This window comes from Actinokineospora sp. NPDC051303 (assembly GCF_055586285.1).
Window position 1 is genome coordinate 1 of record NZ_JBVJIN010000045.1, and the last position, 21,888, is coordinate 21,888.

At 71.1% G+C, this 21,888-nt stretch carries 15 protein-coding genes; 6 read left to right on the plus strand and 9 right to left on the minus strand.

Annotated elements, in window-relative coordinates; all coding sequences use genetic code 11:
• Positions 1–684: 684 nt before the first annotated feature.
• The 6 genes from ACZ6SD_RS26285 to ACZ6SD_RS26310 all read right to left on the minus strand — a co-directional run bounded on the left by ACZ6SD_RS26285 (position 685) and on the right by ACZ6SD_RS26310 (position 8,955).
• Entirely contained in the window at positions 685–1,257 is a 573-nt protein-coding gene (locus ACZ6SD_RS26285) for a hypothetical protein (protein ID WP_465319663.1), read from the minus strand.
• Positions 1,258–1,533: 276 nt separating this feature from the next.
• Positions 1,534–2,094, minus strand: coding sequence for a hypothetical protein (locus ACZ6SD_RS26290; protein WP_465319664.1), 561 nt, complete (start codon positions 2,092–2,094; stop codon positions 1,534–1,536).
• Positions 2,095–2,140: 46 nt separating this feature from the next.
• A complete protein-coding gene (locus ACZ6SD_RS26295; protein ID WP_465319665.1) occupies positions 2,141–3,913 on the minus strand; it encodes a substrate-binding domain-containing protein in 1,773 nt (590 codons plus the stop codon).
• 91 nt (positions 3,914–4,004) lie between these two features.
• The gene (locus ACZ6SD_RS26300) at positions 4,005–7,616 is read right to left on the minus strand and encodes a P-loop NTPase fold protein (RefSeq protein ID WP_465319666.1); all 3,612 of its coding nucleotides are present in this window, start codon (positions 7,614–7,616) and stop codon (positions 4,005–4,007) included.
• A gap of 22 nt (positions 7,617–7,638) precedes the next feature.
• Complete coding sequence (locus ACZ6SD_RS26305; RefSeq protein ID WP_465319667.1) at positions 7,639–8,433, minus strand: hypothetical protein; 795 nt, start codon at positions 8,431–8,433, stop codon at positions 7,639–7,641.
• 39 nt (positions 8,434–8,472) lie between these two features.
• Complete coding sequence (locus ACZ6SD_RS26310) at positions 8,473–8,955, minus strand: YcxB family protein (protein ID WP_465319668.1); 483 nt, start codon at positions 8,953–8,955, stop codon at positions 8,473–8,475.
• A 343-nt stretch (positions 8,956–9,298) separates the two neighbouring features.
• On the opposite strand from ACZ6SD_RS26310, the gene ACZ6SD_RS26315 reads away from it, so the two are divergent.
• The 4 genes from ACZ6SD_RS26315 to ACZ6SD_RS26330 all read left to right on the plus strand — a co-directional run bounded on the left by ACZ6SD_RS26315 (position 9,299) and on the right by ACZ6SD_RS26330 (position 16,992).
• Complete coding sequence (locus ACZ6SD_RS26315; RefSeq protein WP_465319669.1) at positions 9,299–10,552, plus strand: low temperature requirement protein A; 1,254 nt, start codon at positions 9,299–9,301, stop codon at positions 10,550–10,552.
• A gap of 67 nt (positions 10,553–10,619) precedes the next feature.
• Positions 10,620–12,023 carry an ATP-binding protein gene (locus ACZ6SD_RS26320; RefSeq protein WP_465319670.1) on the plus strand — a complete coding sequence of 468 codons (1,404 nt, stop codon included), beginning with the start codon at positions 10,620–10,622 and terminating at the stop codon, positions 12,021–12,023.
• Positions 12,020–13,975 carry a vWA domain-containing protein gene (locus ACZ6SD_RS26325; RefSeq protein ID WP_465319671.1) on the plus strand — a complete coding sequence of 652 codons (1,956 nt, stop codon included), beginning with the start codon at positions 12,020–12,022 and terminating at the stop codon, positions 13,973–13,975. The genes ACZ6SD_RS26320 and ACZ6SD_RS26325 overlap by 4 nt, the downstream gene beginning before the upstream one ends.
• A 206-nt stretch (positions 13,976–14,181) precedes the next feature.
• Entirely contained in the window at positions 14,182–16,992 is a 2,811-nt protein-coding gene (locus ACZ6SD_RS26330; protein WP_465319672.1) for an ABC transporter substrate-binding protein, read from the plus strand.
• Positions 16,993–17,014: 22 nt separating this feature from the next.
• Here the strand turns inward: ACZ6SD_RS26330 and ACZ6SD_RS26335 are convergent, their stop codons facing one another.
• On the minus strand, positions 17,015–18,196 hold the full coding sequence (locus tag ACZ6SD_RS26335) for a toll/interleukin-1 receptor domain-containing protein (protein ID WP_465319673.1): 1,182 nt from the start codon (positions 18,194–18,196) through the stop codon (positions 17,015–17,017).
• A gap of 502 nt (positions 18,197–18,698) precedes the next feature.
• Between ACZ6SD_RS26335 and ACZ6SD_RS26340 the strand changes: the two genes are divergently transcribed.
• Together ACZ6SD_RS26340 and ACZ6SD_RS26345 are read left to right on the plus strand one after the other, a co-directional pair.
• Positions 18,699–18,914, plus strand: coding sequence for a hypothetical protein (locus ACZ6SD_RS26340; protein ID WP_465319674.1), 216 nt, complete (start codon positions 18,699–18,701; stop codon positions 18,912–18,914).
• The gene (locus ACZ6SD_RS26345) at positions 18,911–19,702 is read left to right on the plus strand and encodes a hypothetical protein (protein WP_465319675.1); all 792 of its coding nucleotides are present in this window, start codon (positions 18,911–18,913) and stop codon (positions 19,700–19,702) included. The genes ACZ6SD_RS26340 and ACZ6SD_RS26345 overlap by 4 nt, the downstream gene beginning before the upstream one ends.
• On the opposite strand, the gene ACZ6SD_RS26350 is transcribed toward ACZ6SD_RS26345, so the two are convergent.
• Together ACZ6SD_RS26350 and ACZ6SD_RS26355 are read right to left on the minus strand one after the other, a co-directional pair.
• A complete protein-coding gene (locus tag ACZ6SD_RS26350; protein WP_465319676.1) occupies positions 19,703–20,632 on the minus strand; it encodes an alpha/beta hydrolase in 930 nt (309 codons plus the stop codon).
• Positions 20,633–20,788: 156 nt separating this feature from the next.
• Positions 20,789–21,877, minus strand: coding sequence for a J domain-containing protein (locus ACZ6SD_RS26355; protein ID WP_465319677.1), 1,089 nt, complete (start codon positions 21,875–21,877; stop codon positions 20,789–20,791).
• Positions 21,878–21,888 lie beyond the last annotated feature (11 nt).

Genomic DNA, 21,888 nt, shown 5'->3' on the forward strand with positions numbered 1-21,888 from the left:
GAAAGACGGGTGGGATGCCTTCGGCCTCACACGTGCGGAGCCAGCTTAGCGATCTTCCTTCTCCCCCGAAGAAACCACTCCACCCCATCGAGCACTTGGCAGGGTTGGGTTCCTGCTGGCAGGAGGGTGGGTCTGTTGTTCTTGCTCCACCCCATCGAGCACCTGGCAGCTTCGGATTCCTGCTGGTAGGTGCCAAGAAGGGCGCTCGACCGAATGTCCCGACCACGCCCATAACGGCCCTATTTCGGCCTTTTCGCCGCCCCGCACCCCACACGACAAACCCCACCCACCCTGGGGGCTGACCCCGCTCCAGTCTATCAGGGCAGGCCGACAAGCTGGGCGAGAATGATCTTGCCTGTGGATAACTTGCCGCTGCCTTCTTACACGTTCGGGTGGTGTGGGGTGTCTTCGTGGACCCAGGGGGACGGGTCAGGCTCGTAATCGGATGTCGTGGTGGTGGGTGGGGGCGATTGCTCGGGCGGGGAAAACGGCTGCTATGTAAGCTATCGCGCATTCTGGGCAGATCATGCGTTCGCTGGGGCGGTCGCGGTAGCGGGTGTCTACCGGCATGGCGCACAGGGCCACCCTTTGGTTCAGGAGGACCAGGTGTGTCCTACCGCCGTAGGCGTCGCTGATTCCCCAACATACTTCGCTTCGGGGGTCTTCGGTGGGAGTCATGGGGTATCACCGGTGGCCCGATTGGGAATGGTCCAGGCGGGTGTGCAGGCGCCTGCCGGATTCGCTCAGGGTTACCATTCGGCAGTTGCGGAGGCGGGTTGAGCCGACGACCAAGTGGCCTGCGGAGAGCAGTTCCCGCAACCTGGCCGCGAGCCTGCTCTCGACGGGGGCGCCTCGGTCGGTGACCTCATTGGTATCGGTCATCGCCAGGTCGCCGCGTTGGGCGCAGCGCAGGAGGACGAACCAGTCTCGGGTGCGGGCGGCCTCGTCGGGGGAGTGCCTGCCTCGGCGGAGCCAGATGTCCAGCAGGCGTTCGCCCGCTGAGGTGAGGCAGGCCCGGATCCAACCGTCGTGGGGGTCTGGCTCCGCGCCGCCGAAACCGATGAAACCGTCGCGGCGCAAGGTGAACAGGGCGCTGACCATGAGCACGCCGAGATCGTCCGTGCGGTGCCGTAGGGCAGAGCCCGCGCCGTAGGCTCCGACCTCGCCGCGCGCCACCATCTGCAGTGCGTCCAGGTGGTTGGTGTCCAGGGCATGCGGTCGACCGGCGTGGTTCTGGTCGATGAGGTGAGCGGTCATGGTGTGACTCCGGTTACAGCGGTTGGTCCAGTGCGAACACTATGGGCCATACCAGGGCACCGCCGCTATGCCGAACAGCCATAATGTCGTAATATGACAGGACCGAGCCGGTAACTTTGTTGCGGACACCCAGGTTTCTCATTCACCCGCCGGTGCCGCTGCTTCGGATCGGAGTACTTTATCCCGCGCGCTGAGCACAAAAAAGCCATCTCAGTATTTGGCACATCCGCACATGTCCGGTTCCCGCCCCCGAGTGGGACGACCGGCGCGGACAGCCTATGCCTGCCCCCGGGCCAGTTTCGCGCGGACCTCGACTTCCACCGTGTCGAGGTACTTGAGCATCAGGGACAGGGAGTTCTCCAGGTCGGTGTCGGCCGCGACCCCGTTCGCGACGGCGGTGAGCCGCTGCGCGCCGAGGTTCATCGCCTCCAACGCGTCGTCGACCGCTTTCGGGGAGTGGCCCGGCTCCGCGCGGGCCACCAGGCACGCCAACCGGTAGACCGCGTCGACCATGCGGGCTGTGCACGCGACGACCGGATCGGCGTCCGGGGTGGCGATCGACCGCATGCGGATCGTGACGGCGGCCGCGCAGGTGCGGGCCAGCGCCGCGGCCTCAGGCGGTTCGGGCGGTGGCGGCGGGGCCACGGTCACCGGCTTCCTGGTCAGCGCTGTCACGAGGGCGTTGGTCGCCACCACCAGCCCGGCGATGCCCGCCCCGACGCCCACCGCGAGCGGCGCGTTGTCGGTTTGGGCGAGGGTGACCGCGGCCATCAGCGGGCCGAGGACGGCCCCGACCGCGAGCCCGGTCGGCTCACGCAGGTGCTTGGAGAGCCTCATGCGGTCCACAGTGTCATGTCGTCGGTTGCGTCTCGGTTGGGGCGCTTCACAGATTGCTGAACGCGCTGACGAAGACCTTCTCGATGTCGGAGGTGTTCTGCTTGGCGTCATAGGAGACCGCCCGCGAGTTCTCCGCGATCAGCCGCATCGTCTCGACGTCGGCGTCCCGCCCGTAGGGAATTGTGAACACGCGCACGGAGGTCTCCTGCTTGGTCGCGTCGACCTTGGTCAGCAGCTCGGCCCGTGCCTGATCGTTCTTCGGGGTGTTCTCCCCGTCGGACAGCAGCACGATGGCGTTGATCCTGGCCGGGTCCTGGGCGTCGGTCATCGCCTGGTGCGCGGCGGAAACGGTGCTGTAGAGGGCGGTTTCTCCCTTGGCTTCCAGGCCGTTGATCGTGTCGATCACCCGCTGCCGCACGTCTCCGACGCGGCCGATCGGGACCCGTTCGGTGTAGCCGGGGGAGGAGAAGGTCCACAGCCCGACCTCGTCCTCGACGCCCAGCTGCGCCAGCCCCTTGATCGCCGCGGGCTTCATCCGCTCCAGCTTGCTCTGGGGCTTGTTTTCCAGACTCTTGTTCGCCGGGTCGTCTGCCTCGTTCATCGAGCCGGACACGTCGAGGATCAACAGCACCCTGGCCTTTTTCCGGGTCTCCTGGAACCCGGCGACCATCGCCTCCACCACCTCAGGCGCCGGGTTGGGAATCGGGGTGAGCGACTGGCGCGGGTCAACGCCCAAGTGGCGGGTGAGTTCCTCGGTTGGAGACCGCGCCGCCGTCCCGTCGCGGAAGCCCGCCTTCCTGAGCGTGGCCCGCTGCGCGTCTTCGCCGAGGAACAGCCGGAAGTCCTCGGCGGCCGCCCGCTGCTCCTCGGTGGCCGAGGCCAACACGATGTACGGGTGGTCGAACACGACCGTCCCGTCCTTCGGGTAGATCGTGGTGAGCTTCTTCCCCGGCAGCGCACCGGGATTGTCGAGTTTGCGCGGGTCGCCGTCGGGCACGCCCCGGTTGTACAGGTACGCCAACTGCTCCTGCAGCACGATCGCGCTGATGTAGGGGACGGGGTCCCGCTTGGCGTCTTCCGCGTACAGGGTCTCCATGAACTTCGCCGCGTCGTCGCCGTAGCGCTCGACCGAGCTTTCGACGTCGTGGACGAACTTGCGGACAGGGGCGCTGCGCACCGTGTCGACGGTGAGGCCGCCCTGTCCGGTGGCCACCGCGGCGCCGTGGAACGTCGCGATTGTCGCGCCGAGGCCGGACGAGGACAGTTCCGGGTTGTCCCGGCCGAGCTTGAACTTCCCCCACTCCGAGTGCTCCAGCGAACTCCAGCCGCCCGGAGCGGTGGCGAGGGTCAGCAGGTCGGCCCAGCCCGGGTCCGGGTTCTTCGCCCGCAGCACGTCGGCCATCATCGACGGCATCGCCACCACGACCGGGCTCGACATCAGCGACGGGTTCGTCTCGGACCGCACCACCGGGGCCTTCGTCCGCGCCGCGAGCCTGCCCAGCCACAGCGACGTGCTCGGCGTCCACACCTGCGGTGCCGGCGCCTTGGTGGCGTCCGCGTCCCAGGTGGTGGCCAGCGAGTCCATCGCCAGCCCGGAGGTCAGCCCGTGCACGGAGACCTTGGCGCACCGGTTGCCCAGGATCAGCCTGCCCGCCTGGTTGTAGCGCTCGGCCATCTCGGCGAGCAGCTTGTCTTTCTCGGTGGACGAGCTCAGCTCGACCGCGACGCACTCGCCCACCGGCTTCGGCGCGTTGTCCTCGGCGTCGTCCAGCGCGAAATACACGACCACACTGGCCACGAGGCCCACGATGAGGCTCACGACCAGCGGATTCGCTCCGCGTCGCGCCGGGGCCGGGTCGACCACGTGTCCTCCAGAACGGTCGGTGGAACAACTGCCAGGGCGTGCCGGACTAGTCACTCTCCGATGACAGATCGTCGGATTCGACCAAATCGTGAGTATCGAAGCTGAATCGAGACACGGTGCCCGCCCAACGGCGGTACGTGCCCGCGTCCGTTCGCAGGGAGACCGCGCCGCCGATCCGCCGGAGCAGGGCCACCAGCGGGTCCCACGCGGCGTCGTCGGCGGCCAGGGCGGCGAGCACGTCGGTGATCGCCCGGTCGTCCGGGGCCTCGCGCAGCGCCAGCATCAGGGTCCGCGCCCGGTGCGGCGCCGACACGGTCACCGCCAGTAGCACCAGCACCGCCTGGTAGGCGCCCGCCCCGTGGCCGTCGTCGCCGATGAACTCGTCCAACGCGTCCTCGGCCACGTCGGTGCGCACCAGCCGATACAGGTTCACCAGCTTCTTCACCGCGCGCGGTGTGTCCAGCAGCGGGCGCAGCCGTTTGACGAACGCGCGCTCCGCGTCGCGCAGCCGCAGCCGGTCCGGTGGGAGGCCCGGCTGGGAAACCGGAGTGCCGCGCGGCGGCGCGGGCGCTTCCGGCTCGGAAGCGCGCTCGGGCGCGGCGGACACGCGGGCGGCGGCGGGGTCGCCGGTCCGCGGCATGCTCGGCGCTTGCCGGTGGACGGTCAGCGTGCTCGACGGCGGCAGCAGCGAGTCGATCAGGGCGTCGGCGCCGGAACCCATGGGGCGCAACGCGAACGGGATCTGGAAAATCTTGTCCAGGTAGTCCAGTGGCCGCGCGTCCGCGTCCTCCGCCTCGGCTCCCGGGAACAGTTCCCGTTGGTGCTGGGCGAGTGCCCGCCGCAGCCAGCGCGGGTCGACCGCGACGACCACCACGAACAGCGGCAGCGCGAGCAGCAGGTGCACGGCGGCGAGCACGTCGACCACCCGGTGCGGCGGGCAGCGGTCCAGATCGTCGATGTGCAGCACGATCCGCTCCAGCGGAGCGTCCCCCTCGCCCGGCCGCCACTCGGCAAGGGCCTTGCGCATGTCGTCGCTGAGCGTGCGCAGATGCTCGTGCGCCTGGCCCAGCACGCCGCGGTACTGCTCGAACCGCCCGGCCCGCACCGAGCGGATCAGCTCGTCCAGCCGTGCCACTGGGTCCACCGCCGCCAACTCGGCCCGCACCTCGGCGATCTCAGCGTCGAGGAGTTCCTTGCGCGCGGCGACTTTCTCGGTCAGCGAGCCCCGCGCGTCGGCCGCTGTTCGCCACGCTTCGGTCACCCACTTGACCACTGGCACGGCGGCGGCCACCGCCGCGACCCCGGTCGCGACGAACGCCGCGAGCGTCGGTCCCCACAGCACCCAGGAGACAACGGCCGCCACGACCGCCACCGGCAAGATCCACAACGCGACGGCGAGGCGGCGTCGGTCGCGGAGGACGGTGCGCTCACGCCACAGCAACCGCAGCAGGGCCGGGGAACGCAGCGTCGCCGCCAGGCCTTCGGTCCGCTTGACACGATCGAGTTCGGCCCCCAACTCGTCGCTGCGGCCGCGTAACTCCGCGAGCCGGTTCCTGGCCTCGGCGCGGGCCGCCGCGTCGGGCGAGTCGGCGGGCCGGTGGGCCAAGTCGGCGAACAGGTGCTCCACGAGTCCGACCCACAGGTGGTCGTCGCTGTACTGCCAGGCGTTGAACGTCACCTGGTGGACGTTCCCGACATACGCGCCGTGCTCGGGGTTGTTCCGCGAACGCTGGGCGAGAGTGTCCACCCGGCGGCGCAACTGGCGCAGGAAGCTGGACTTGCCCGCCCCCCACGGCCCGAGCAGCGCGATCGACAGCGGTGGCGCCGTCGCGCGGTCGGCGATGAGCGCGGCGAGCGTGTGGACGTCGCCCGCGAACCCGAGCAGGTCCTGCGCGCTGGCCTCGTCGTTGGTGACCCCGGCGGACGGGCGCTCACGCGGCGGCCGGGTGAAGCCGGTCCCGGCGATCTGGTGCCCGGTGGTCAGGTCCCAGATCCGGATCGTGCCGTCGTCGCCGCCGCTGACCAGCCGCCGGTCATCCGGGGCGACGAGCAGCGTCCGCACCCGGTCGACGTGCCCCTCCAACACCATCGGCGCGTCCGGCTCGGCCATGGCCCAGACACGGATGCCGCCGTCGGCGGCGCCCGCGATGACCCGGCCGTCCTCGGTCGCGGTCACCGCCTGAACGCTCGCGCTGTGCCCGGTTAGCACCTGCGGGACCGGCCCGTCGTCAACGGAGAACACCCGGACACCGCCATCGGCGCACCCCGCGACGACCGCCCCGTTGGGTGCGAACGCGAGCGAGAGCGCCACCGCGTCAAGGGTGGTCGTGGCCTCGGCGACGTACTGGCCGCCGCCCACCCACCGCCACACGCGCACGGCGCGGTCCCGTCCGCTGGAGGCCAGCCGGTCGGCCTGCGGGCTGATCGCGACCGCCTGCACCCAGTCGTGCTTGCCGACCACCTGGACCTCGCCCGCGCGCCCGGCGCGGATCGTGTCGTCCACGCAGCCGATGACCAAAACCCCGTTGGCGGCATAGGCGGCGGTGTCGGCGTGCGGCAGGCGGGTTTCCTCCCGTGTGCCTCGCTCGACACCAGGCCGCCAGCGCCACCGCGCGCCGTCCGTGCAGAACCCGACAATGCCCTTATCGCCGTCGTCGTCGCTGTCCAGCGCGCGGATCGCCGCCGCCGGGCCGGTCAGCGTCGCCAGCGGCCTGCCGTCCTCGACGTTCCACACCCGCACCGCCAGGTCGTCTCCGCCGGTCACGAGCCGATCACCGTCGAGCAGCAGCGCCCGCACGCCGCCACCGTGTCCGGGCAGGGTGAGCGTGCGCGCGCCGGTGGCCACGTCGAAGATCCCGACCCGGCGGTTCCCGCCCGCCGCCGCGATCCGCGTGGCGTCCATGGCCAGGGCGTGGATCCCGCCGGGTTCCGCGGCGATGTCGTCGGCCGTGTTCTCGGCGGGCCGCCAGTGTAGAAGCCTGCCGTCCTCGCCTGGGAAGACGACGAGTGACCCGTCGGCGGACAACGCCACCGCCCGCACCGGCCCGGCCGTGCCCTGGAAGGTGTGCGTGACCTGGCCCCGCTCGGCGTTCCACACCCGAACCGCGCCGTCCGCCCCAGCCGAGGCCACGGTCCCGCCGTCAGCGCTGACCGCGACCGCGAGCCTGCCGCGTGAATGGTTCGCGATCTTGTCCCATCGCCGCCCGAACGCGACGACCTCGCCGCTCGGTCCGCCGACAGCGATTAGTCCAGGCGCTGCCGCCAGGGTGGTTACCCCGCCCTCGTGGCGGTCCACGAGGGTGACTTTGCCATCGGCCAAGACCCGGACTTCGCCGCCTGGCCCGGCGAACCACACCTCGTCGCCCCGGACGGCCGTGGCCGCCACCGGTTCCGCCCATAGCTCGCGCATCGATGCGCCGTTCGATGTCCACTCGCGCAGGCTGTCGGCACCGGCGGACACGATGTGCTCGCCCAGGAACGCGACCGCGCGCACGCCGCCCGGGTGGGCGGCGATCACCACCGGCGGCTCGTCCTCGGCCAGTGGCCAGACGCGCACTGTGCCGTCGTCGCCACCGGTCACGGCGCGGGTGCCGTCCGGGGACAGGGCGACGGCGCGGACGAGTCCCAGGTGGCCCGCGAACGGCTCGGCGTTGATCACCCGAGCCAGTATGCCGCGTCGGTCAGTGCTTGTCGGCGTGGTCGGAAAAGACCCGGACGGCCTCGTCCACCGCGGCCAGGCGCGCGACCCGGACCGCGTCGAACAGCGGGCGCAGCGCCTCGGCGCGCCTGCGGGCCGCCGACGAGGACAGGGCGTTGCCCGGGGCGTCCTCGCCCGCCAAGTCCAGGATCGCGGAGACCTCGTTGGCGCGCTGCAGAACCCGCAGCGCGCGCGGCGGGGTGCCCTCCGGCCACGGCGCGGCCGAGCGGTGCGCGACCCGGGCGGTGATCTCCTCCCGCACACCCGCGCGGTGCTTGGCCACCCCCAACTCGGTCAGCACGCCCGCGGCGACCCGCATCGCGCCGGTCAGCTCGTGCTCGGCCTCACCCAGAGGCACGTGCTCGGCGGCGGGCGCGTCGCCGATGTCGAAGACGGTCCACCGCAGCACACCATCGGCGACCGGCTCCGGCACCAGCCCCAGCGGCGCGCCGTGCAGCACCACCGCCTCACCGGCGTGCAGGGCCGTCCCCGCGAACTCGCTGCGCCCGCCCAGGCCCCGCACGTCACCGGGGACGGGGAGCACCAACCTGCCCCCGGTCACCTCGGCCCGGCGCACGGCCCCCAGCAGCGCGGCCACCTGGCCACCCGCCTGCCCGCGCACCGGCACGTCAAGGGACTCGGCGGTCGCGGCGTCCACAGCGACCACATCGTGCAGTTCCGCCCAGTGGAGCAGCGCGTCCAGGACGTCGTCGGCGGCGGCGGATCCGTGCAACCAAGCCGAAACCCACACCGCGAATGTCGCACTCGGAGTTGACACGGGGACCGAGCGTACGCGACCCCCGCAAACCCAGTCGGGTCAGCTCCCGCCCGCGGGCCCCAAAGCGCGTTCGAGCAGGTCGCGGAACCGGTCGATGTCCTCGGTGCTGTCGAACGCCCGACCCGGGATCGGATGGAACGCGCCGGAGTCCGTGCGCAGCACGAAGTTGCGCGGCGTCTCCGCCCAGCCCGCGAGATCGGCGAAGGTGATCTCGCTGTAGGCGGTGCCGTCCTCGGTCATCATCCGGACCATGCGTTCGTCCACGTCGGCGGTGACGGTGCGGCCCGCCACGGGGTTGCGGCGGAAAGACAGGCGCACGCCTGCCGCGGGGAGAGCGGCGATCACCAGGGCGCAGATGAGGCCGAAGACGCCGGGGGCGGTGAGGTCTAGCGCCAGCAGGGCGATGGAGAAGGCGCCGAAGGCGGCTGCGAACCATGGGGCCCAGCGGGCGAAGGGGACGGTTGCTCGGATTCCGTCCGCCCAGTCTGCTGGCGCTGGGTTCCAGCGCAGTCGGAGAGCCATGCTGGTCAACTTATCTGGTGGTTGCGTGGTGGGGTTGCTCGATGGGGTGGAGTGGTTTCTTTGGGGCCCCTACGAAGGAAGATCCCGTCGTGGGAAAGACGGGTGGGGAGCCTTCGGCCCCACGACCACGGCAAGTTTAGGGATCTTCCTTCACCCCCAAAGAAACCACTCCACCCCATCGAGCACCTGGCAGGGTCGGGTGCGGCCTGGCGGATGCTCGGGTGTGCTCCTCGGGCCCGGCGTCGGGGAGCCTGGGGCTTTGGGTGCGGGTGGGGGTGGGGGTGGTGGGCCTGACCTGCTCCGAGGGGCGTGGGGAGGGGTGGGGCGTGTCAGGATGCGGGGCATGAGCAAGCCCTCATGGTCTCGGTCCAGGTTGGAGCGGGTCGCGGAGAGTTCCACGGCTACGACGTTGGAGCTGTTCTTCGACCTGGTGTTTGTGTTCGCGTTGACGCAGGTTACGGCGTTGATGGCGGAGCACCCGACGTGGACCAGGTTGGCGCGTGGGGCGTTGCTGTTGGCGGTTGTGTGGTGGTGTTGGGTTGGGTATTCGTGGTTGTCCAACCTTGTCAAAGCTGATGAGGGGCATGCGCGTACGGCGATGTTGGGGGCGATGGCCGCCATGTTCCTCATCGCGATCGCTATTCCGGAGGCGTTTGACGACCTTGATGGTGGGTTGTCGGGGCCGATGGTGTTCGCGTTCTGTTATTTCGTGGTGCGGGCGGTGCACCTTTTGCTGTTCTGGATCGTGGCGGCGCGGGATCCGGGGTTGCGGGTGCAGTTGGTCAAGTTCGGGGGGACGATGCTTGGGGGGACACTGTTGCTCCTGGTCGCCGCCCAGACCAGTGGGAACGCGCAGACGTTGTTGTGGGTCGCGGCGGTGGTGGCTGATTACGGGGGGACGTTCGTCATCGGGGTGCGGGGGTGGCGGCTCAACTCGGCTCGGCATTTCGCGGAGCGGCATGGGTTGATCGTGATCATCGCGTTGGGTGAGTCGATCGTGGCTATTGGGGTCGGGGTGAATCACCTGGCTATCTCGTGGCCAATTATTGTGGCGGCTATTCTTGGGCTCACTGTCTCCGCTTGCTTGTGGTGGGCGTATTTCGACACCCATGCGCTCATCGCCGAGCGGGCGCTCGCCCGGGCCACGGGGATCGCGCGGACGCGGTTGGCGCGGTCGGCGTTCTCGTTTCTGCATCTGCCGCTGGTCGTCGGGGTGGTGATGCTCGCGCTCGGGCTCAAGAAGGTGCTCGGGTATGTCGGCGGGGCCGAGGGGCACACCGTCGCCGACCACCTCTACGGGCCGCCGCTGTGGGCGCTGTTCGGGGGCACGGCGCTCTACCTGATCGCCCACGCGGCCATCTCCTGGCGGTGCGCCCGCACCGTCAAGGTGCAGCGGATCGCGCTCGGGGTGGTCCTGGTCGCGATCACCCCGCTGATGGCGCTGGTGCCCGCGCTGGCTGCCCTGGCGATCCTCACGGCCCTGCTGGTGGGGCTGATCGCCTACGAATGGGCGCATTACGCCGAGGCCCGCGACGAGATCCGGCACGCCGCGGAGGAGCACGAGGAGCCCGCGGAGGGCAGCCACCGGCTGGAGTGAGGAGCCGCTGGAGCCACTCCACATCGACCGGTCGCCGGAATCTGCGTAACGTCGAGGAGTGACCGTTGTGAACACGCCCCCCGCCTCCGCGCCCCGCACCGCTGGCGAGCTGCGCGCCCAGGGCCACGCGCCCAAGGCTGTCAAGGCCGAGATCCGGGACAACCTGCTGGCCGCCCTGCGCGCGGGCCGCGACCCCTGGCCGGGCATCGTCGGGTTCGAGCAGACCGTGCTGCCCCAGCTGGAGCGCGCGCTGCTCGCCGGGCACGACATCGTGCTGCTCGGGGAGCGCGGGCAGGGCAAGACCCGGCTGCTGCGGACCCTGGTGGGCCTGCTGGACGAGTGGAGCCCGGTGATCGAGGGCTCCGAACTCGGCGAGCACCCGCTGGAGCCGATCACGCCGCGCTCGCTGCGGCTGGCCGAGGAACTGGGCGACGCGCTGCCGGTGGTCTGGCGGCACCGGTCCGAGCGCTACACCGAGAAGCTGGCCACCCCGGACACCTCCGTCGGCGACCTGATCGGCGACGTCGACCCGGTGAAGGTCGCCGAGGGACGCGCCCTGGGCGACCCGGAGACCATCCACTTCGGACTCGTCCCGCGCGCCCACCGGGGCATTGTCGCGGTCAACGAGCTGCCCGACCTCGCCGAGCGCATCCAGGTCGCGCTGCTCAACGTCATGGAGGAGCGCGACATCCAGGTGCGCGGCTACACGCTGCGGCTGCCGCTGGACGTGCTGCTGGTGGCCACGGCCAACCCCGAGGACTACACCAACCGCGGCCGGATCATCACCCCGCTCAAGGACCGCTTCGGCGCCGAAATCCGCACGCACTACCCGCGCAGTGTCGCCGCCGAGGTCGACGTGGTGCGCCAGGAGGCGGACCTGGTCGCCGAGGTCGGCGACCCGCTGCTGGAGGTGCTGGCCCGGTTCGTGCGCAACCTGCGCGACTCGTCGGCCATCGACCAGCGCTCCGGCGTGTCCGCCCGCTTCGCCGTGGCCGCGGCGGAAACCGTGGGCGCTGCGGCGTTGCGGCGCGCGGCGCTGATCGGCGAGGACCCGGCGGTGGCCCGGCCGATCGACCTGGAGTCGGTGCCCGCGGTGCTGCGCGGCAAGCTGGAGTTCGAGTCCGGCGAGGAAGGCCGCGAGACCGAGCACCTGACCCACCTGCTGCGCAGGGCGGTCGCCGAGACCGCCCGCGACCGGTTCGCCGGGCTCGACCTGGGGCCGCTGGTCGACGCGGTGGTCGACGGCCACCTGGTCGCCACCGGTGAGCGCGTGCCCGGCGCGGAGGTGCTGGCGGCGCTGCCGGAACTGCCGGTGCTGCACGAGGTCGCCGCCCGCCTGGACGTGAAGGCCACCGACTCGCCCGGCCGGATCGCCGCCGCGGTCGAGCTGGCTTTGGAGTACCTGTACCTGAGCCGCAAGCTCGCCAAGGACTCCTCCGACACCGCGGGAACGGCGGTGTACGGGCCATGACCGCCGACCGGTACAGCTACGGGCCATGGCACGACGGCCCCGACCCGCTCGCGCCGCCGATCGACCTGCGCGAGGCGCTGGAGGCGCTGGGCCGGGACGTGATGGAGGGCTCGTCGCCGCGCGCGGCGCTGGAGGAGCTGCTGCGCCGCGGCACCCGGGGCACGGCCGGGCTGGACGAGCTGACCCGGCGGCTGTGGGAGCGGCGGTCCCGCATCCAGCGCAGGCACAACCTCGACGGCACCCTCACCGAGGTCCGCGAGCTGCTCGACCGCGCGCTGGCCGCCGAGCGGACCGCGCTGTTCCCCGACCCGTCCGACGACGCCCGGTTCCGCGAGGCGCAACTCGACGCGCTGCCCCCCGGCACGGCCGCGGCCGTGCGGGAGCTGGCCGAGTACGACTGGCGTTCGCCCGAGGCCCGCGCGGCGTACGAGGAGATCCGCGACAAGCTCGGCCAAGAGCTGATGGAGTCCCGGTTCCAGGGCATGAAGCAGGCCCTGAACCAGATGCGGCCGGAGGACACCGAGCGCATCCGCGCGATGATGGCCGACCTCAACGACCTGCTGCTCGCGCACCTGCGCGGCGACGACACCAAGGACCAGTTCGACCGCTTCATGCGCGACCACGGCGAGTTCTTCCCGGAGAACCCCCGCACGGTCGAGGAGCTGATCGACGCGCTGGCCGCCCGCGCGGCCGCGGCGCAGCGGATGATGAACTCGATGAGCGCCCAGCAGCGCGCCGAGCTTTCCGAGCTGATGGCCAACGCGTTCGGCGATCCCCGGCTGGCCGAGCAGGTCGCCACCCTGGACGCGAACCTGCGGGCGCTGCGGCCGGGGGAGGACTGGACGTCCTCGGCGCGGTTCCGCGGCCAGGACCCGCTGGGCCTCGGCGAGGGCGCGCAGGCGATGGCCGATCTGGCCGAGCTGGACGCCCTGGCCGAGCAACTGGCCCAGTCCTACCCCGGCGCCCGCCTGGAGGACATCGATCTCGAAGCGCTGCAACGCCAACTCGGCGACGAGGCGACCGTCGACGCCCGCAGGCTGGCTGAACTGGAGCGCGAGCTGCGCGCGCAGAACCTGCTCGAACGCGGCCCGGATGGCTCGCTGCACCTGTCGCCCAAGGCTTTGCGTCGACTGGGCGAGAACGCTCTGTCCGATGTGGTCGGAGCGTTGCGCTCCCGTCGAGGCGAACGCGACACAGCGCACGCGGGCGCGGCAGGCGAGCCGACCGGGGCCACCCGCGCCTGGTCCTTCGGCGACACCGAGCCCTGGGACGTCTCCCGCACCGTGCGCAACGCGGTGCTGCGCACGGCTTCCGCGGGCACGGGCGCGGTGCGCATCGATGTGTCCGATGTGGAGGTTGTCGAGACCGAGCAGCGGGCGCGGGCCGCGGTGGCCCTGTGCGTCGACACGTCCTGGTCGATGGTCCAGGACGACCGCTGGGTCCCGATGAAGCGCACGGCGCTGGCCCTGCACCACCTGATCAGCACCCGCTTCCGCGGCGACGAGCTGGCGCTCATTACCTTCGGCCGCCACGCGTCCACAGTGGACATCGAGCAACTGACCGCGTTGGAAGGGGTCTGGGAGCAGGGCACGAACCTGCACCACGCCCTGCTGCTGGCGGGCAGGCACCTGCGGCGCAACCCCGACGCCCGCCCCGTCGTCCTGATCGTCACCGACGGCGAGCCCACCGCCCACCTGGAACCCGACGGCGAGGCGATCTTCAACTACCCCCCGACCCAGCGCACCCTGCGCAAGACCCTGGCCGAAGTCGACGCCCTGGCCAAACTCGGCGCCTCGGTGACGGTCTTCATGCTCGGCGACAACCCCAGCCTGGCCGCCTTCGTCGACCTCGTCGCCCAACGCGGCGGCGGCCGAGTCGTCGCCCCCGACCTCGACGGCCTCGGCAGCGCCGTGGTCGGCGACTACCTCCGCACCAAGAGATCCCGCGGCTAGGCGGCCAGCGGGTCCGACAGGGCCTCGCGATCGAGCACCCGGTCGGTGTTGACGGATGAGCCGGGACGAGCGGTAAATCGACACCGGAGTGCGCCCGACCGGGGAATTCTGGACACTATCGCGACTGATTGAGGACAACCGGTTCGGATGCTTCCCGTCGGGGCGATAATCCGGCCACGGTTGTCAGGTCGCGATCGGAGAGTCTTATGTCGCCTCCATTGTTTCGTGGACTCAACGCGCTGCTGGAGGCGATCGGGGATCTGGTCACCCGGCCCCGGTGGCGACCGCGCCGGAGGCCGGACGAGCTGCGCGGCGACCGGCCGCTGCCGCTGCTGTGCCTGATCCGGGGCACGGCGACGAACACTTTCCTTGATGAGTTGGAAAAGCGCCTCGACAACGTGCGGCCGCACAAGATCCCGTTCGCCAAGGTGGTCGCGGCGGACGCGGCGCGGCGCTCCGTCGATCGCTGGGCGAAAATGCCACGGGAAGCAGCCCCGCTGCTGCCGTTGCTCGATCAGGCGGAGCACCTGCTGATCGCCGACCGGTTCGGTCAGAACCGGCTGAGAAGGTTCCGGCATTACCTGCTGGCCGCCTACTTGTCCTGCCGGAACCTGCCGCCCAACGGCCGCCATTCGGGCAACGAGGTCAAGAAGGCGCTCCGCGACTATTACGACGAGGCCGACAATCCCACGGCAGCTCAGGAAAACGGGGTGTTGGACACCGCGGCTGGCCAGTCTTTCCCGATGAAGGTCGCGGTGGCGCTCTTTCTGGCCTGGCACCGCCCGCTGCGGTTTCGGCTGTGGAGCCGGGGGCTTCCGCTGATCGGCGCCGTGCCGCGCTGGCTGATGCGACAGCCGTTCATGGTTCCCGGCCACTCGATGAGCTTCACCGGATTCGCCGAGCGGCTGACTGTGAACAGGCGCGACGAGGAAAGCGTCGAGCAGTTGAAGAAGCTTCTCGTGCACGCCTTTCTGCAGGATCTGCGGATCGCGTTCCGGCCCAGGGGGTTGCGCCCGCGCCGCTGGCGGCGCACCTCGTACGTCGTCATGCTCCTGGAGGGCATCACCGAGGAGAACGGCGGGTGGGAACTGCTCCGGCTGATCAATGATGTCCGCAACGAGTCGACGGAGCACGATCCCCTGCTGGTGGTGGCCACCGCCGAGCAGGCGCCGCGAGACCTGTTGTCCGGTCAGCCATTGAAGCCTGTCGGCATGGTCGGGTCCGAACTGGCCCGGTGGCACGCGGAACTGCCCGCCCGCAGGCAATCGCTGCGTGAGGACGCCCGGTTCGTCTTCCTCAGCCTGCCGCCTGAGTCGGAGCATGGCGGGGATCCCGACAGTTCGCCGCACGAGGCCGACGAGTCCGCGTGGCACGTCCCCCCGACCTTCGCCGTGCGCAAGCCGCCCCTGCTGGCGCGGAGACCGGTCATCGCCGCCGTGGCTGTCGTGGTGTCCCTCGTGGCCGCACTGACTGCGGGCCGCTGGGCGTACCTGCGGTGGCGGCACGACTGCCTGCCGAGCGTGTCGTCGGGAGTGGGGGTGCGCTGGCTCGCCGATATCCAGGAGTGCGTCGGCTACAGCGACGACGCCGGGCAGGTTTTCGGGGCTGACGAACGGCTCGTCGCGGCCCAGTTGGCGCTGTTCGAGCAGAACGCCCTCGCCAGGAGCCTGCACGCGGAGAGCCCCGGGCGGCCCATGGTCAGTGTTGTGTACTTCGCGGACCTCACTCATCCCATTGCCGACGCCGGGGCCGACGCGTCCACGTCTGAAGAGCTTGAGGGACTGCTGATCCGCCAGCGGCAGCAGAACCACAAGGACCCCGCCGAGCCCTTGCTGCGGGTGATCGTGGCCAACGGCGGCGACGAGATGGCCGCGGCCCGCACGGTCGTTGACGACCTGCTAGCTCCCCTGATCCGCGACGATCCCACTGTGCTTGGCATGGGCATGACCGTGCCTGCGACCGAGAGCGCCATCGGGGCGCTGGGTAACCTCGGCATCCCGGTCGTGGCGACCACACTGACCGGCGAAGCGATTCCGAACCGGTCTCCGCTGTACTTTCAACTCGTGCCTGGCAACCGGGTTCAAGCGGAGCTGGTGGCCGAGTACGCGGCTTCGGTCGGCAAGCCCGTGACGATCTATCACCCGGAGTTGTCCAACAACTATCTTGACAGTCTGGTCGCGGAGACGCGAAGAGCGCTCGGCGAAAGCCGGGCGACCGTTCGCCACTGGGCAGGCCAGGTGGGCCGGATAAGCATCACTTGCGGGCAGAGCCAGATCGCCTTCTATGCCGGTCGGGAGGACGACTTCCCTGCCTTCCTGCGGAAAGTCGTGCACGACTGTGGCAATGATCGCCCCACAGTGGTTGGCGACGACTCGACTTCCCGGTTCGTCGCCCAGAGCGATCAGCGTCAGCGCGACGAGTTCAACAACGTCGCGGTGTCCTACGTCTCGTTGGGCACTCGGATCGTGCTTGCAGGGCGGTCTTGTCGAGAAGAGGGAAAGCCGAGCTACCGTGTTGCGACCGGTGCCATGGCAGCCGCGCAGCCGTTGAACATCTTCTGCGCTGGATACCGCGGATTGCGCGGGCTGACGAAGGCGCCGGACGGTGAGGAGGCTACGGCGCGGTTCGCTCAGAAGCTCGCCGAGTCCGGGGACCAACTTCCGTGGCCGGGCGAGCGGATCGGCCTTGCCTACGACGCGGGTGGGCTTGTTCTCGATGCGGTGAGCCGCAACCAGATCCGCCCCCGGATCGCCGACCCGCGCGCGCCCGCCCCGGCCGAGGACGACTACGCCCCACACCGGGCGGCGATCGCCCAAGAGTTGCGTGAGGTGAACGATTTCGAGGGCGCGACCGGACCGGTGGACTTCGACGAGTCAAGGACCGGCGCCACCCGGCCGCTATCGATCCTGACAGTCGGAGACGTCCACGATCTTGACCAGATGCCTTTCTGCGCCTATCAGATCACCGTGCCGCTCGACGCCCTAGCTCCGCGCCCATGGGGCACTTCGGTCTGCTGAGCGCTCTGTGGTGGAAGCCGGATCACTGTGCGGGTGTGCACACCCGCCACTGTCCGGCTTCTAGCACCAGTGGGTACGTCCGCCGGTCCGTGCGGCGCGTGGCGCTGCTGGTGGCCAGCACCGTGAACGTGGGCGGGTCGGTGTTCTCCTCCACCCGTTCCAGGGTCATGCGGGGGTCGCCGCGTAGGTACAGTTCGCGTTCGCGGCCCTGGTCGCGTTCGCACAGGACGTGGCTTAGCGCGGAGGTGTCGGCGACGTTGACCGCGTCCACGAACTCGCGCACCGTCAAGCTCGGCGCGTCGGATTCCCTGTCGAAGAACAGGTATGCGCCGACCGCCGCCGCGGCGACGAGGACGGCCGCCACCGTGATGGCCCGCCATCGGCGCCGTCGGGGGCGGAGGACGGGGCGGGCCGCGGCGGTGGGGCGGGCGCGCACCTGGGCCGGGTCGCCCGGCCAGGTCGCCTCCGGCGGGGGGACGCGGCGCTCGTTGAACTCCCGGCCCTCGTGGCGGACCAGGGTCGTCCACGCCTGCCCGTCCCAGTAGCGCTTCTCCACGCGCCGCTCCGGGTCGGGTTGCCAGCCTGGGGCGAGCACCTTCTCCACCTCGGCCAGCAGGGACGGCGACAAGCCTGGACGCGCCCGCAGCCGCACCAGCAACCCCCACACGGCGGGCCGCTCGTGCTCGTCGCGCAGCCTGCCCCGCAACTCGTCGAAGATCTCCCGCAGTTCGGCCTGCTCCAGGCCGAGGTCCGCCAGCCGCTCGCGCAGCGGGTCGAGGTAGGGCACCGGCGGGTCCGCGGGCAGCGGATCGGGCAGCGGCGGCGCCGCGGGCAGCGACATCAGCGCTTGCCGCAGCGTCGCCAGCCGCTCCGGCCCGGCCAGGCCCGCCGGGTCGAACACCGGGGCGCCCTCCGCGTCCGGCGGCAGCGGCGCTGGCCGCACCGGGACCAGCAGCACCGGCCTGCGCAGCGCCCGCGCGTACCGGAGCTGGGCCAGGCAGCCGGGGGAGCGCACCGACGCCGGGGAGACCAGCAGCACGAACACCGCGCAGCGCTGGAGGCGCTGGAGCACGCTTTCCCACCATCGGGGGCCGACCGGCTCGCCGCGGTCGAGCACCACCTGCCTGCCCAGCTGCGCGAGGTCGGCGCGCAGCCGGGCGGCGGCGTCGCGGTCGGGCACCGAGTGGCTGACGAACACGTGCATGGTTCAACTCCGCGGTCAGCGGCGACGGCGCCCGCATTGATGTCGCGCACTCGCCACCCGCCATCCTCGTCGGTGGTCGGGAACCACAACAGTACAGATCAACCGTCCGCGGCGGGTGCCGCCGAAACCGTGAATCCGGATCGCCAGACCTGCGTCGATGGCGGTCGCGCGCGCCCTGCCCGGCCGCGCCCGTCGCCCGAGCGCCGCCCGCTGACTCGATCATGTCGTCAGATGGCTCAGTCGCACAATGTTTTCCGCCGCGCGGTCGCCCGCGCCGGACAGATTTGCGACCCGCCGATCGGAAAGCGGACCGCGCGGGCCGTAGGATCGCCTGCTGGGAAGCGCGGTTCGGGTGCCCGTCGCCGAACGACTGGTCGTGACGATCCCGCTCTGTCCGCAGTGGACTGAGCGTGACTCGCGGCGGACAGTGCTTCCAGAAACCGCGGTTTCGTGAACCCGGTGACAAAGAACAGTCCTGACCGGACCGGCGGAGGCGAAGCCAGTGGACGACGCGGTAGCCGAGTTGCGCGAACAGTTCCGCGGCCCGCTGCCCGCCGCGGTCGAGTCGCTCGACCCGGCCGCGGCCCACGACCTCGCCGCAGCGCTGCGGTCGGCGCGCCGCCGCCAGCGCGCCGAGTTGACCTCGGCCACCGACGCGTCCTTGCGCGCGCTGCCCCGGCCGCTGCGCGTCCTGGTGCGCCGGGTGATCGGCCTGTGAGCCCGCGCGCGGAGATCGCCAAGCTGGCCCGGCTGCTCGGCGACGACCCCGAGCGATTCGGCTATCTCGCCGACGTGCCCGAGGCCGACCTGCGCCGCCTCCGCGAGCAAGCCACCGATGTGCTGTTCGCCGCCGATCGGGCGGTGTTCGAGCGGATCGCGGCGGCCAGCAGGCTCGTGCCCGCCGCGCTCACCGCGGCCATCGCGCAGCGGTCGTTCGGGCCGACGCTGTGCGCGCGGGTCGCGGGCGCGCTCGAACCCGACCGGGCGCTCGACCTCGCGGGCAGGCTGCCGACCGGGTTCCTCGCCGACGTCGCCGCCCGACTTGACCCCCGGCGGGTGGGCGCGGTGCTGACCCGGCTGCCCGCGGAGATGATCACCGAGGTGGCCCGCGAGCTGGCCCGCCGCGGCGACCACATCACCATGGGCCAGTTCGTCGGCCTGCTCGCCGACGAGGCGCTCCGGGTGGTCGTCGCCACGCTGGACGAGGAGAACCTGTTGCGCGGCGCGGTGTTCAGCGAGAGCCAGGACCGCTTTCCCGCCCTGTTCGCCCAGATCGCCGACGACCGCATCCCCACGGTGGCGGCCACGATCGCCGCCGCGGACGACGAGTGGGCCCACGAGATCCTGCCGCTGGTCGCCTGCCTCGACACCGCGGGCCTGACCCGCCTCGCGGCCGCTGTCGGCGACCTGCCTGGGCCGCGGCGCGCGCGGCTGGCCGCCGTGGCCGCCGCCACGGGCGTCATGGACCGTCTCGGCCCGCTTTCCGCCGAGTTGGCTGACCGCTGATCACGTCGCGCCGAGCTTGCCCGCCAGGAAGTCCAGGGCCGCTGGGAGGCCGCTGGTCCAGTACGACCACTCGTGCGCGCCCTCCCGGGACAGGAACCGGTGCGGCACGCCCCTGCGGGTCATGGCCAGGTGCAGGTCGACGTTGCCCTCGAAGAGGTCGTCGTAGGCGCCGCAGTCGAGGAAGTACGGGGTGCGGGACAGGTCCGCGGTGGGAGTGCGGTTGACGGTGTCGACCAGGTTCCAGTGGCGGTAGCGGTCGTTGAGCCTGGCCGCGCCGACCAGGTTCGCGCCGATCATGCGCGAGTAGCGCCAGTTGTACCCGGCCATGTCGAGCGCGACGAGTTGCTCGTCGGTGCGGTGGCCGACGCTGAAGGCGAAGGCGGCGGCGAACATGCCGGGGTTGCGGAAAGCGAAGGACAGCGCCCCGAACCCGCCCATCGACAGCCCGCCGATGGCGCGCGCGCCGCTCGCGCCGCCCACCTGGTGCGTGGACTCGATATGCGGGACGAACTCCCCGGTGAACATGTCCGCGTAGGGGAAGGAACCCGTGGCGTCGTTGACGTAGTACCCAAGCGGCTGCGCCACCGACGGCTTGGACGTGTCCGGCCGCGCGTCGGGCAGCACCACCGCCAGCGGCGGGAGTCGACGGCGCACGATGGCGTGGTCGAGGACCTCCGCGGCCTTGCCCGCGCGCAGCCACTCGGTGTTGTCCCCGCTCGCGCCGTGCAGCAGGTAGAGGACGGGCAGCCCGCGCCCCGAGAAGTGGCCGGGCGGGAGGTAGAGCGAGTAGAGCACGTCGGCGCCGAGCAGTTGGCTGCGCATCCGCAGGTTCTCCCGGACCCGCCCGCCGGTGGTGGCCCGCGCGGGGCTCGCGCCCAACAGGACGGCCGACGCGGCGGTGGCGGCCGACAGCAGGGTCCGGCGGTTCATCGGCGCTCCCTCGGTGCGGACGGACCACGGCACGCCATGGCGTCGGGCGATGACGCCACGGTACCGTTGTTCGGCAATGCCGAACAACGGTCACGGTGAGTTTTCTCGATCAGGTGATATCCGCACAGAGCGGAACCGCCGGTCTCCAGCGGAAGATCAGGCGGCGTCAGCCTCGCGGACGACGCGCGCGCGGACGGCGCGCAGGACGTGGTGATCGACCGTGGCGCAGTCGACCGAGAGCCAGTCGCCCATGTCGCGCACGAAGTCCTCGGGCACCATCGCCGAGACGCCGAGCCCGGGGGTGTCGTCGGTGCTCACCTCGCCGTCGCGGCTGGGGTAGACCAGCAGCGCGCCGCGCACTTCCACGCCGGGAAGGTGCTCGGCGAACGCGGCCACCGCGCCGAACAACTCGGTCGTGCCGCCGCGGAAGGGGTGGCCGTTGCGCCACAGCGAGCCGTCGTCATCGATCTCGTAGTGGCCGGGCAGCCAGAGCTTCGACTCGACCAGCACCAGGCGGCGCCCGCACAGCACCGCGTGCTCGACGTCGGCGAACACCGACCCCGGCCGCGACAACCCGTGGAAGACCCGCGCGCCCGGCAGCCGGGCCAGGTAGTTCACCAGCAACTCGGCCGTCAGCCGTTCGCCGACCGGTTCTTCGTCGGCTACGCCGAACACCGTCCGCTCGCCGAACTCGGCCTCCGCGTCCCGGTGCGCCCGCGCGGCCGACAGGTAGGACCGGGCCAGCCGGACCACCGCGGCGATCGCGGCGGCCAGCAGCGCCAGCCAGCCCACCAGCACCGCGGACGACAGGAAACCGGGCAGCAGCAACGGAACGCTCAGCAGCACCCCGCCGAGCACGGCCGCCGCCGCGGGCGCGTGCCCGGGCGTGCGCACGTACCCGATGCGCGGCTGATGCTTGGTCAGATGCCACCACGGCAGCGACGACGGCGGCACATCGCAGCCAGCGGGCACGAACTCGGGCTCGTCGCGGAACATCCGCCGCCTCGGCCTCGGCCGGGGCTGAGGGACCTCGACGGGGGCCGCCACCGCGCCTCGGTCGTACTCGGCGCGCCGAGTGCCGTCCGACAGCGTCTCGTAGGCCGACTTCAACAACCGGAACGTGCCCGACGTGCCGCCCGCGTCCGGGTGCATGACCTTCGCCAGCGCCCGGAAAGCGGACTTGATCTCACCAGCCGAGGCGTCCCGGCGAACCCCGAGCAGCTCGTAGTAGTCGACGTCGTCCACCGGTCCCGTGC

Bases quoted from the DNA above. Each gene is read 5' to 3' on its own strand.
- ACZ6SD_RS26285 (WP_465319663.1), bottom strand. From the start codon at position 1,257: ATGACCGCTCACCTCATCGACCAGAACCACGCCGGTCGACCGCATGCC.
- ACZ6SD_RS26290 (WP_465319664.1), bottom strand. From the start codon at position 2,094: ATGAGGCTCTCCAAGCACCTGCGTGAGCCGACCGGGCTCGCGGTCGGG.
- ACZ6SD_RS26310 (WP_465319668.1), bottom strand. From the start codon at position 8,955: ATGGCTCTCCGACTGCGCTGGAACCCAGCGCCAGCAGACTGGGCGGAC.
- ACZ6SD_RS26315 (WP_465319669.1), top strand. From the start codon at position 9,299: ATGAGCAAGCCCTCATGGTCTCGGTCCAGGTTGGAGCGGGTCGCGGAG.
- ACZ6SD_RS26325 (WP_465319671.1), top strand. From the start codon at position 12,020: ATGACCGCCGACCGGTACAGCTACGGGCCATGGCACGACGGCCCCGAC.
- ACZ6SD_RS26330 (WP_465319672.1), top strand. From the start codon at position 14,182: ATGTCGCCTCCATTGTTTCGTGGACTCAACGCGCTGCTGGAGGCGATC.
- ACZ6SD_RS26335 (WP_465319673.1), bottom strand. From the start codon at position 18,196: ATGCACGTGTTCGTCAGCCACTCGGTGCCCGACCGCGACGCCGCCGCC.
- ACZ6SD_RS26350 (WP_465319676.1), bottom strand. From the start codon at position 20,632: ATGAACCGCCGGACCCTGCTGTCGGCCGCCACCGCCGCGTCGGCCGTC.